This is a genomic window from Sphingomonas paeninsulae, assembly GCF_003660165.1.
GTDB lineage: Bacteria > Pseudomonadota > Alphaproteobacteria > Sphingomonadales > Sphingomonadaceae > Sphingomonas_O > Sphingomonas_O paeninsulae.
The window spans coordinates 2,606,510-2,618,078 of sequence record NZ_CP032829.1 but is presented as its reverse complement, the minus strand read 5'-3'; the positions used below and the strand labels follow the sequence as shown (position 1 = coordinate 2,618,078).

The 11,569-nt window shown below is 60.7% G+C and carries 11 protein-coding genes and 2 pseudogenes; 9 read left to right on the top strand and 4 right to left on the bottom strand.

What is annotated here, in order from left to right:
* Positions 1-49 precede the first annotated feature (49 nt).
* The 7 genes and pseudogenes from D3Y57_RS18305 to D3Y57_RS18275 all read left to right on the top strand — a co-directional run bounded on the left by D3Y57_RS18305 (position 50) and on the right by D3Y57_RS18275 (position 5,216).
* A complete protein-coding gene (locus tag D3Y57_RS18305; RefSeq protein ID WP_121154918.1) occupies positions 50-757 on the top strand; it encodes a response regulator transcription factor in 708 nt (235 codons plus the stop codon).
* Positions 726-2,293 (top strand): annotated as a pseudogene (locus D3Y57_RS18300) (sensor histidine kinase). The gene D3Y57_RS18305 and the pseudogene D3Y57_RS18300 overlap by 32 nt, the downstream one beginning before the upstream one ends.
* Positions 2,294-2,312: 19 nt before the next feature.
* Positions 2,313-2,768, top strand: coding sequence for an HPr kinase/phosphorylase (locus tag D3Y57_RS18295; protein ID WP_121154916.1), 456 nt, complete (start codon positions 2,313-2,315; stop codon positions 2,766-2,768).
* On the top strand, positions 2,765-3,733 hold the full coding sequence (rapZ, locus tag D3Y57_RS18290) for an RNase adapter RapZ (protein WP_121154913.1): 969 nt from the start codon (positions 2,765-2,767) through the stop codon (positions 3,731-3,733). Before D3Y57_RS18295 ends, rapZ begins: the two co-directional genes overlap by 4 nt.
* The gene (locus D3Y57_RS18285; protein ID WP_121154911.1) at positions 3,733-4,140 is read left to right on the top strand and encodes a PTS sugar transporter subunit IIA; all 408 of its coding nucleotides are present in this window, start codon (positions 3,733-3,735) and stop codon (positions 4,138-4,140) included. The genes rapZ and D3Y57_RS18285 overlap by 1 nt, the downstream gene beginning before the upstream one ends.
* The gene (locus D3Y57_RS18280) at positions 4,137-4,403 is read left to right on the top strand and encodes an HPr family phosphocarrier protein (RefSeq protein ID WP_121154908.1); all 267 of its coding nucleotides are present in this window, start codon (positions 4,137-4,139) and stop codon (positions 4,401-4,403) included. The genes D3Y57_RS18285 and D3Y57_RS18280 overlap by 4 nt, the downstream gene beginning before the upstream one ends.
* Positions 4,404-4,406: 3 nt before the next feature.
* Entirely contained in the window at positions 4,407-5,216 is an 810-nt protein-coding gene (locus D3Y57_RS18275) for a TrmH family RNA methyltransferase (RefSeq protein WP_121154906.1), read from the top strand.
* Here the strand turns inward: D3Y57_RS18275 and D3Y57_RS18270 are convergent.
* The 3 genes from D3Y57_RS18270 to recR form a co-directional block, all read right to left on the bottom strand.
* Positions 5,188-6,567 carry a DNA recombination protein RmuC gene (locus D3Y57_RS18270; RefSeq protein WP_121154905.1) on the bottom strand — a complete coding sequence of 460 codons (1,380 nt, stop codon included), beginning with the start codon at positions 6,565-6,567 and terminating at the stop codon, positions 5,188-5,190. The two genes, D3Y57_RS18275 and D3Y57_RS18270, sit on opposite strands and share 29 nt — an antisense overlap.
* A gap of 180 nt (positions 6,568-6,747) precedes the next feature.
* On the bottom strand, positions 6,748-7,272 hold the full coding sequence (gene def / locus D3Y57_RS18265; RefSeq protein WP_121154903.1) for a peptide deformylase: 525 nt from the start codon (positions 7,270-7,272) through the stop codon (positions 6,748-6,750).
* A gap of 111 nt (positions 7,273-7,383) precedes the next feature.
* Positions 7,384-7,980 carry a recombination mediator RecR gene (gene recR, locus D3Y57_RS18260; RefSeq protein ID WP_121154901.1) on the bottom strand — a complete coding sequence of 199 codons (597 nt, stop codon included), beginning with the start codon at positions 7,978-7,980 and terminating at the stop codon, positions 7,384-7,386.
* Positions 7,981-8,033: 53 nt separating this feature from the next.
* Here recR and fmt point away from each other — a divergent pair.
* Both fmt and truA read left to right on the top strand, forming a co-directional pair.
* Positions 8,034-8,938, top strand: a pseudogene (gene fmt / locus D3Y57_RS18255) (methionyl-tRNA formyltransferase).
* Entirely contained in the window at positions 8,935-9,678 is a 744-nt protein-coding gene (truA, locus tag D3Y57_RS18250) for a tRNA pseudouridine(38-40) synthase TruA (protein ID WP_277873326.1), read from the top strand. Before fmt ends, truA begins: the two are co-directional and overlap by 4 nt.
* On the opposite strand, the gene D3Y57_RS18245 is transcribed toward truA, so the two are convergent.
* Positions 9,669-11,567: an XrtA/PEP-CTERM system amidotransferase gene (locus D3Y57_RS18245; RefSeq protein WP_121154899.1), complete on the bottom strand. Its 1,899-nt coding sequence runs from the start codon at positions 11,565-11,567 to the stop codon at positions 9,669-9,671. The two genes, truA and D3Y57_RS18245, sit on opposite strands and share 10 nt — an antisense overlap.
* Between the last annotated feature and the right edge of the window lie 2 nt (positions 11,568-11,569).

Below are 11,569 nucleotides of genomic sequence, written 5' to 3'. Positions count from 1 at the left end.
ACAGGTCACCGGTTGCGGGCGGCATGAGCTTGGCTTATCACCGGTAGCAATGACCGCGACCATCGCCCTGATCGATGACGATCGCAACATCCTGACATCGGTCGGCATTGCTTTGCAGGCAGAGGGTTTCACCACGCGCCTCTACACTGATGGCGAGTCCGCGTTGAAGGCGCTGATCGATAATCCACCCGACCTTGCGGTAAGCGACATCAAGATGCCGCGCCTCGACGGGCTGGAGATGTTACGTCGCCTGCGGGAAAAGTCGTCGCTGCCGGTGATATTCCTCACATCCAAAGACGACGAACTGGACGAGGCGCTTGGGCTTGCGCTCGGTGCTGACGATTACATTGCAAAGCCATTTTCCCAGAGGCTGCTGATCGCGCGAATTCGGGCGATCCTGCGCCGCGTGGAGCTGTCGAAGGTCGATCCGGGAGAGCCATCGGGAGAAGTCCCCGACCCAGTCGTCCGGGGCCGCCTCGAACTCGATCCAGCGCGTCACCGGGTGCATTGGGCGGGATCGAGCGTAACGCTGACGGTCACCGAATTCATGATTTTGGAAGCACTGGCCCAGCGTCCCGATGTCGTCAAAAGCCGCAGTCAGTTGATGGACGTTGCTTATCAGGATGACACCTATGTCGATGATCGCACGATCGACAGCCACATCAAGCGATTGAGGCGCAAATTCCGCGCTGTCGATCCGCAATTCGACGCAATCGAGACGCTATATGGCGCAGGTTATCGCTTTTCCGACGGGTGACGCCCCGGATCGTGCGTCACGCTGGATCGGTCGTGGCTCGCTCACGCTCCGCATACTCGTGGTCAATCTGCTTGTATTGGTGCTGATCGGCGGCAGCGTGCTGTATCTCGACGGGTTTCGCACCCGCCTCATCGAAGAGCGACGGACGCAAGAGGAAAGCGAAATCAGAATCGTTTCGGTCGTACTCGCCAGTGCACCGGAGGCAGCGCGCCCGGCAATACTCGATGCCATCGCGGCAACCTCGGGCGACCACCTGCGAATGTACGATAAATCCGGGACGATGATTTACGACAGTTGGCACGACAAACGGCGCAGTTTTAAGTTGGTCGACCCTGCCAGCGAGCCATGGGACAAACATTTTGCCCGTTGGATGGATGCGGTCATAGATCGCGCCGTTGGCGCTCATATTCCAAGCCCGTTTGTCGATCAGGGCGCCCTTCCCGCCCATTACTGGCGCGAGCTGCAACATGTGATGATGGGGCAGTTGGTCCGTTCAAAAGTGCGTCTTGCCCCCGATCGCACCCTTGTCATCAGTGCCGCGACAAGCGTTGCACCGGGGCAGTCCGCCTATCTGCTCAGTGTTCAGAACACGCGCGATGTGACCCGGCTGGTGCGCGCCGAAAGACTGCGACTGGCGACTGTCATCCTGATCGCACTGGTTCTTTCAGCCGCGCTCTCGTTCTTCCTTGCGCGCACGATCGTTCGACCACTGCGGCGACTGGCGCGTGCCGCCGTTCGCGTGCGCCTTGGCCGTGCGCGCGATGTCGTCGTGCCCCGCCTGCCCGGTCGCAGCGACGAGATCGGCCTGTTGGCGCGCGCCGTTTCCGACATGACACACGCGCTGCGCGAACGGATCGACGCGATCGAGCGGTTTGCCGGAGATGTTTCGCACGAACTGAAAAACCCGCTGGCCTCGTTATCTTCTGCGGTCGAGAGCCTAGATCGAGTGACCGATCCTGCGCTGCAAAAGCAGCTTACCGATATTATCGCGCAGGACGTTCGAAGGCTGGACCGGCTGATAACAGACATTTCGGATATATCCCGGCTCGACGCGGAGCTGACCCGGACGCGCTTTGAACGCGTCGATCTGGGCGAACTGATCGAAACGCTGCTTGCCGAACATAATATCAGAACCTCCGACCAGACACGCATCGCGTTCGCCCGTCCGGGGCGCGACACAGCGGTGGTCATGGGCGACCCCAATCGGCTGGAGCGTGCCATCCGCAACCTTATCGATAATGCGGTTTCATTCTCGCCCCCGGCGGCGTCGTGCAGGTCGGAGCGACCCGAGCAGGCGAAGATGTGATCGTGACCGTGGAGGATGACGGGCCGGGCATTCCCGTCGCATCGCGAGAACTGGCGTTCGAGCGCTTTCATAGCGACCGACCCGACACCGAAGCGTTCGGCAAACATTCCGGGCTTGGCCTCGCCATCGCCAAGACGATCGTGGACGGGCATAACGGGACAATCGCGATCGAAGACCGCGATTCGGGAGCCGACGGAGCGCGTTTCGTCATTCGAATGCCCGCGGCATAAAGGAGCAGAAGCGCGCACCATGACGGTTTATTCGCCCGTAACAGGGGTATCGTCCGAAACGCTGCACGCGTCGTGCGTGGCGATAGCGGGTCGTGCCGTCCTGATCGCAGGGCCGTCGGGTGCCGGAAAATCCGACCTGACGCTACGGCTGATCGACCGCGGTGCTACGTTGGTGAGTGACGATTATACATTGACGCAGCGTATCGACAAAGCCCTGCTGGCAAGCGCGCCTGCGACAATCGCTGGCAAAATTGAAGTTCGTGGTCTTGGAATTCAACAGATGGCCCATGTCGATCGCGTGCCTGTCGCTTTGATGGTCGTCGTGGGGGAACCCGTCGAGAGAATGCCGGAGCCGGGTCGCGAACGGAAAATCGCCGGGATAGACATTCCACTGGTGGCACTGGCCGCACTTGAAGCATCGGCACCGATCAAGGTCGAGATGGCGCTCGCCCAACATGGATTGCGGACTCCATGACACGGCCGGGTCGCATCCTGTTGGTCACGGGCATGTCTGGTGCAGGCAAGTCCACTGTGCTGAAATCACTCGAGGATATCGGCTGGGAAACGGTCGATAATCTGCCGCTGCGGCTACTGGGACTGTTGCTTGGGACAACACCGCCCGAGGGGGCAAGCGATAGCCGCCCTCTCGCTCTTGGTATCGACAGTCGGACGCGTGGGTTCGATGCCGATGCGATTGTCGAACGCATCAAGGTCATGCGCGAAGCTGGCGACGACATCGGGACGCTGTTCCTCGATTGCTCGGGGTCGGAGCTCGAGCGGCGCTATGCGGAGACGCGGCGGCGGCACCCGCAGGCACTCGACCGCCCGGCGTCGGACGGCATTGCACGCGAGCGCGAACTGCTGAGCCCGCTGCGGAGATGGGCCGACCATGTCATCGACACGACTGCAAACACAAGTAACGACCTGCGGCTGGAGATCCGTGCACGGTTCGATGAGGACCGCGAATCGGCCTCTACGCTGACAATCATGTCGTTCGGATTTGCCCGTGGTGTGCCACGAAATGCCGATTTGATGTTCGATATGCGATTTTTGCGTAACCCGCACTGGGACAGCGGACTGCGCCCATTGAGCGGGCTGGACGCGGCAGTCGCCGACTATGTGGCCGAAGATCCTGCCTATGAGGAGGCCGTCAGCCGCATCGAGGAACTGCTGCTTTTCCTCCTCCCGCGCTATCAGGCGGACGGCAAAGCTTATGTAACGATTGCCTTTGGATGTACCGGCGGGAGACACCGCAGCGTCCATGTTGCAGAGCGGGTTGCCGCCCGGTTGCGCAATGCAGCATTTTCGCCCACGGTCTTACACCGTGATTTGCGGAGCAGGCCTGACGACTCGACGGAAGGCAAGCATCGCACCGGCGAGGAAATGACGCTTAAGACGTCAGAGGGCACAATTGGGTCTAGAAGCGAGATTGGTTCGTAATGATCGGTTTGGTACTGGTGACACACGGCAGGCTAGCGACGGAATTCGTCGTCGCGATGGAGCATGTCGTAGGACCGCAGCGCGCAATTGCGACGATCTGCATCGGTCCAGAAGACGATATGGAACTGCGACGCACCGACATTGCCAAGGCGATTGCCGAGGTTGACGGTGGGCGCGGCGTTATCGTGCTGACCGATCTGTTCGGGGGCACGCCTTCGAACCTCGCCATTTCGTTAATGCATCCAGGTAAGGTAGAGGTCATCGCTGGGATCAACCTGCCGATGTTGATCCGCCTGGAGGGGGCCCGTCGAACAATGAATGTCCGTGATGCCGTAGCCGCCGCGCGTGAAGCAGGGCGTAAATATATCTCCGTCGCGTCCGAAGTTCTGGGCGAGCAGGCGGCGTGATTCAAAAGACTGTCCTGATCACCAACAAGCGCGGACTACATGCGCGCGCCAGTGCCAAGTTCGTGACGCTTGCCAGTGGCTTACCGGCCAAGGTCGAGGTCGAAAAAGATGGGTCCAGCGTGGTTGGTACCTCGATCATGGGACTGATGATGCTTGGCGCGGCGATGGGCGACAGCGTGACGATCAGCGCCAGCGGCGACGGGGCGGAACAGGCAGTTACGGCATTGGCCGAACTGGTGGAGAATAAGTTCGGGGAAGACTAGGTCATGGCCCGAGAAATTACGGGGTTTTCCAATCCCATCGTCAAGCGCGTGCGATCGCTGCGCGACAAGAAGCATCGCCGGGCCGAAGGACGTTTTCTCGCCGAGGGGCTGCGGATATTGACCGAGGCGCTGGACGCCGGGGTTACGCCCGAGATGCTTTGGCATTCGCCGGAAAGCGCAAACCATCCGCTGGTGGTTCGGCTGACCGAGGCGACCGAGGCTGCGGGGGGCGAGGTCGTTGTCACTCATCCCGATATTCTTTCCAAGCTGTCGGGCAAGGATAATCCGGGCAGCGTCCTTGGCGTGTATCACGAACGGCTGGTGCCGCTGGATCAGGTCGATCGTAGTACGGCCGACATCTGGATCGTGGCGCAGGCTTTGCGCGATCCCGGCAATCTGGGAACGATGTTACGAACCGGCGATGCGGTTGGCGCGGGCGGGTTGATCCTGATCGACGATTGCACCGACCCGTTTTCGGTCGAAGCAGTGCGGGCGAGCATGGGCGCGATCTTTACGCAAAGCGTGAGCGTGGCTTCGTGGGCCGACTTCGTAACATGGCTGCGCGGTGGACCCGGACAGTTGGTCGGAACCAGCCTGAATACCGATGTCGATTATCAGGCCGTGAAATACACCGCGCCGACGTTCATTCTGGTTGGGAATGAGGCGCAGGGATTACCGGCAGACTATGAAGCCGAGTGCGATCTGTTGGTGAAGATGCCGATGCTGGGCAAGGCGGACAGTCTGAACGCTGCGGTTGCGACTGCGGTGATGGCTTATGAAGTGATCAACCAGAAGCGTCGCTCACCAGCTTAACGAGCGGACGGGTCAGAGTTTCAACGACGGGAAGCGATTCAATCGTTTTTCCCGAAGTTTCGATGTTGAGCGCTTCGAATTTCTTGGCCTGTGTCAGAACCTGCGATTCGAGGCTTCCGACAAACGCATTGTAAGCCCCGACTGCGGTATCTAGATTCTTTCCGACGCGTGCGACGTGACCGCCCATGACGCTGAGACGTGCGTAAAGATCTTTCCCGAGTTCAGCGATTTCGCGCGCTTGTCCGGCCAGTTTCTCCTGTCGCCATACCGCAGCCACCGTGCGGGCAATGGCGATCAGGTTCGTTGGCGTCGCCAACAACACCCGCTTTTCGAACGCGAAGTCCCAAAGCGTTGGGTCATGCTCCAGCGCAGCGGACAGGAAGTGTTCGCCGGGCACGAACATAATCACATAATCGGGCGCGTCGGCGAATTGGCTCCAATAGGCTTTGTTGCCGAGGCTGTTCACATGGGCGCGCATCGAAGCGGTGTGGGCGGTCAGGGCGAGCAGCCGTTCGCCTTCGTCCACGGCTCCGAATGCGTCCTGATAAGCGTTCAGCGAAACCTTCGCGTCGATGACCAATGACTGGCCGCCGGGGACGTTGATGATGACGTCTGGGCGAAGGCGGCCACCTTCTTCGCCGTTGATGCTGACTTCGGTCTGGAAGTCGGCGTGTTCGGACAGCCCGCAGCTTTCAAGGACATTGCGAAGTTGTTGTTCACCCCAGCGGCCGCGTGCCTTGGGAGCGTTACGAAGAGCGTTGACCAGTTTCGCCGCCTCGCCGGAAACACGCTCGGTGCCGACGCGCATGGCTTCGATCTGGCCCTTTAGATCGCCGAAAGCGTCGCGGCGTTCGGCTTCGACCTTGGCAACGCCGGCTTCGTAACGTGCGAGTTTTTCGGTGACCGGTGCCAGCAGTGCTTTTAGCCCCTGCCCCGTTGTTTCTTCGGATTGTTTGAACCGGGCGTCGGCGCGTTCGAGAAACTGGCGTTGCGCGGTTTCGAGGAGCTTGGCACCCGTTTCGGCGAATTGTGCGCCAAGGGCTTCTTTATCGGCGAGCAAACGGTCATGCGATGCCTGCCATGCCGTTTCTCGTTCTATAGCACGGGCTTGCGATGCGGCTTCGCGTTCACTGGATCGCGCGCGCAGATCGGTGAGGTCGCGAAGGTGCTGGTCACGTTCGGTTTCGACCTGCTGGTGCATCTGACGCACCTGTTCGACTTGTCCGGCGTGGACCTGTGCGGCGGCGAGTTGTTCGCGGACCTTCCCCGCCGTCCGACCGCCGAGCAGCCAGCCAATCGCCAGCCCTGCAAGCAGCGTGAGGACGGCAACAATCAGGATTTCGGTCGTCATCGTCGCATTGCCCCGTCAAATTATTGCGGGAACATAGGACGAACGGATGGTTAGGAACAGGGGTTATTTGCGAGCCTAGCCGTTTCCCTAAGCCTGTCGAAGGATTGTCCTTCTTTCTGCACCTCGAGAAGGAGGGCACCCCTTCGACAGACTCACGGAAGCGGGTTTTACTGGCTAGGATTAGGCAGCTTTGCGGAACTTCAGCAGCTTCTTCATCACCATCTCGCGCTTCAGGCGACTGAGGTGGTCGATAAACAACACGCCTTCAAGGTGATCCATCTCGTGCTGGAGACAGGTCGCCAGCATCCCCTCGATACGCTCGTCATGCTGCTTACCGTCAAGGTCCATCCAGGTCGCACGGATGGAGGCAGGTCGTTCGACTTCGGCGTATTGATCGGGGACCGAGAGGCAGCCCTCGTTATAGACGGTGTATTCTTCGTCTTCGTCATGGATTTCAGGGTTGATGAAGACGCGCGGCTCACGGATGCTCTTGCCCTCTTCGTCTTCCTGTTCTTGCAGGTCGATGACGAGCAGGCGCTTTGGCACGCCGATCTGGACTGCTGCCAAACCGATGCCGGGTGCATCGTACATCGTCTCCAGCATATCGGCCACGAGCGTGCGGATGCTGTCATCGACGGCCTCTACTGGGGTCGAGATTACGCGCAGCCGGGGGTCCGGGGCTTCTATGATTGAGAGGATCGCCATAATTCTCAGGTAGGAATTGTGGGTTCCTGCGTCAACTATTGGTCTGTTAGTTCTGCGAGGAAGAAGGGCAGCCTTTCGTCAGGCTCAGGGAAGCGCAGAATGTAAAACTGACTAACTGACGGGCCTTCTCGCCCGCAATGCCTGCGCCAGCGTGCCGTCGTCGAGATAGTCGAGTTCACCGCCAACCGGCAGCCCATGCGCAAGCTGAGTGAGGCGAATCGGGAAATTTTCGAGGCGGTCAGCGATATAATGCGCGGTCGTCTGGCCCTCCAAAGTCGCGTTCATGGCGAGGACGACTTCATCGACACCGCCCTGCGAAATGCGCGTGACGAGGCGGTCGATGGTGAGGTCTTCGGGACGGACGCCATCGAGCGCGGACAATCTCCCCCCAAGGACATGGAACCGCCCCGGAAACAGGCGCGAACGTTCGAGTGCCCAGAGGTCGGCGACATCCTCCACAACGGCGATGGAACGGTCATCGCGGCGGGGGTCGGAACAGATGGAACACGGATCGCGCGTATCGACGTTACCGCAAACCGAGCATGTCGCGAGCCGTTCGTTCACCGATTCGAGTGCGCGCAACAGCGGGATCAGCGCCCCTTCCCGCTTTTTGAGCAGGTGCAGCACCGCGCGGCGGGCCGAACGTGGGCCCAAACCGGGAAGCCGGGCCAGTGCCTGAGACAGTGCATCGATTTCCGTTGAAGCCATGAACCGACAGATAGGGGGTTGCGCGCGCGCTTGCCAAGCGGTTGAGGTTCCTGATGCGCATTACATTCATGGGAACTCCCGATTTCGCCGTCCCGACCCTGAGCGCGCTGGTCGCCGCGGGGCATGACGTTGTGGCGGTTTACACCCAGCCACCGCGCCCTGCTGGGCGTGGCAAGACGTTATCGCCCTCTCCTGTGCAGCGCCGCGCGGAGGAGTTGGGGATCGCAGTTCGGTATCCGGTTTCCTTGAAAACGACGGAGGCTCAGGAAGAGTTTGCGGCTTTCGGGGCGGATATTGCGGTGGTTGCGGCTTATGGACTGATCTTGCCACGCGCGGTGCTCGATGCGCCGAAATTCGGGTGCATCAATGTCCATGCTTCGTTGCTGCCGCGCTGGCGGGGGCCGCGCCGATCCACCGCGCCATCCTTGCTGGCGATATTAAGACCGGCGTGACGATTATGGGAATGGAGGCTGGACTTGATACCGGTCCAATGCTGGCGACAGTCGAAGCCGACGTTGCGCGGAAGACTGCGGGGGAATTGACCGGGGAGTTGGCCGAATTGGGTGCGCGGTTACTGGTCGATGTGCTGACTGATCTGAACACGTTTCCGCCGGTTGTTCAGCCGGACGAAGGCGTGACCTATGCAGCGAAAATCGACAAAGCAGAGGCCCGGATCGATTTCATGGCAAGCGCGACACAGACTGAGCGCCAAGTTCGGGCATTCGCTCCGACGCCGGGCGCATTTTTTGAATATCTGGGGGAGCGGATTCGTATTTTGAGCGCCGAGCCGTTGATTACCGGATCGGCGCGGCCAGCCATGGTGATCGATGACGCGCTGACGATTGCGTGCAATCCCGGCGCGATCCGGCCGACTTTGGTTCAGCGGGCAGGACGTGGAGCAATGAAACCCGCCGATCTGTTGCGGGGCTTTGCCATTCCGGCGGGCACGCAGCTTTGACGCAACGGTTTCGAATCACTGTCGAATTCGACGGGCAACCATTCATGGGCTGGCAGCGGCAACCGCATGGGGCCACCGTGCAGAAGGCGCTGGAGGATGCGTGCGCCGCGATCCTGAAGGAGACGATCGTTGTTCATGCCGCCGGGCGAACCGATGCGGGGGTTCACGGTCTGGGGATGGTCGCGCATCTGGACGTAGCGCGCGTGATGACACCCTTCGCGTTGATGGAGGCGATCAATGCGGGCCTGATCGATGTACCGGTTGCGGTAATCGCGTGTGAGACGGTCGCGGCGGACTTTCACGCGCGGTTTGCGTGTCTGGCGCGGCATTATGAATATCGGATCGTAAACCGGCGCGCGCCTTTGACATTGGGTGCCGGGCGCGAGTGGCGGATCAAAAAGGCGCTCGATGCGGAGGCAATGCACGACGCGGCGCAGATATTGGTCGGGCATCATGATTTCACAACGTTTCGATCGGTGCATTGCCAGTCGGCAAATCCGGTAAAAACGCTGGATCGGCTCGATGTCACGCGGACGGGCAATGCGATTACCATCCGGGCATCGGCGCGGTCGTTCCTGCATCATCAGGTGCGGTCGATGGTCGGGTGCCTGTCGCTGGTCGGGATCGGGCGCTGGTCGGCGGGCGATTTGCGCGAGGCACTGGAGGCCAGGGACCGGACGCGGCTGGGACTGAATGCGCCGCCCGATGGGCTGTATTTCGTGCGGGCCGACTATCCGTGAAGGCCAAATACGCGGGCAAGTGATTTTTCAAGCATGACGAGTTGCCACAATAGCCGCCCATGATCGCGCACGCCACTGGCGTGATCGGTGCCGACCTTCGCCAGGACAACGGGGTCGAACCATCCGGTTTCCGCAAAGGCGGTCGTGGTGATACGGGTCGCCTCCTCTGCCAACGCGCCACGGAACCATGCCGAGATCGGCGTCACGAAGCCCATTTTCTGGCGATAGAGTATGTCGTCAGGCAAGTATTTCTGCATTGCCTTTTTCATTAGCCATTTGCCTGTGCCGCCTCGCAAACGTAGCGACACCGGCAGCGTTGCGCCAAATTCTACAAGGCGGTGATCGAGGAGTGGTTCACGCGCTTCGAGGCTGACGGCCATGCTGGTGCGATCGACTTTGGTCAGAATGTCGCCGGGGAGCCAGATTTTGAGATCGGCATATTGGGCGCGGTCCAACGGGTCGCGCGCAGGGGCATTGCGCATGGCGGCGACGATGCGGTCCTCCGCGCGGTGGCCCTGTAGCGCGGCCTTGAAGCTGGGAGAGAATAGCGCGGCACGCATTTCGGGGCCGGTTACGCCGACTGCTCGGGCATAGGCTTCGTCGCCGTCGCGGGCGAGAGCTTCGAAGGTGGATTTGGCGCGGAATTTCTGTGGTGCCCAGTCGGCTTTTGGGTAATAGTGGGCGAGTTTTCCGAATATTGAACGGCGGAAATCCGCGGGCATCAGGCCACGCACGCGTTCTTCGGCGGACTGGAATTTATAGCGGCGATATCCTGCAAAGATTTCGTCCGCTCCGTCACCCGATAGCGCCACCGTCACCGTTTCGCGTGCGAGTTGGCAAACCCGCCAAGTGGGAAGCGCAGAGGCGTCGGCGAAGGGTTCGTCGAACGCGTTTGCCAGCACGTCGATTGCAGGAAAATCATCTGCTGCGACGATGCGTTTACGATGGTTGGTGGCAAACCGTTTGGCGATCAACGCGGCGTAGTGAGTCTCGTCGTGAGCTGCAGAATCGAAACCGATGGAGCAGGTTTGGACCGCGTTGGGGCTGGCTTCGGCCATAAGGGCGACGACGCTGGAGGAGTCCACACCCCCGGACAGGAATGCGCCGAGCGGAACGTCGGAGACCATGCGTGATGTCACACCGTCGCGGAGGTGGGTGCGCATCTGTTCTTCGGCGTCGCGCGTCGATCCGGTCGTTCTTTGGGAAAAGTCGACATCCCACCAAGTGACGGGCGCGGGTTCGGGTTTGCCGCGTTCAAGGAGGAGATAGCTGCCTGCTGGCAGTTTTTGCACGCCGGCGACCAAGCAGGCGTCATCGGGAATATAGCCGAGCGCAAAGTAATCCTCGATGGCCTGAAGCGAGGGTTCGCGGCGGACGGCGGGATTGGCGAGCAAGCCTTTCAGTTCAGACGCGAAGGCGATGCTGCCGTCCGCCAGCCGTGTATAATGCAGCGGTTTCACGCCGAGGCGGTCGCGCGCCATGAACAGCGTCTGCCGATCGGCGTCGAACAGCGCGAAGGCGAACATGCCGTTGAGCCGGGGAAGCAATTCCGGCCCCCACGCGCGCCAACCGTGGATCAGGACTTCGGTGTCGCTGTCAGTGCGAAACTCCGCGCCACCGACTTCGAGTTCGCGGCGAACTTCGCGGAAATTATAGATTTCGCCATTATAGGTAACGGCGACCCGCTCGTCGGGGCTGAGCATCGGTTGCGCGCCACCGCCCAGGTCGATGATCGACAAGCGACGGTGACCGAGACCAACACCCTGCGCGACCCACACGCCCGAGCCATCCGGGCCGCGATGGGCCTGTATGTCGATCATGGCGCGAACGCGGGCGGGATCGACTGGCTTCGGCGTTCCAAGGTGGAAAAGACCGGCAATGCCGCACATTG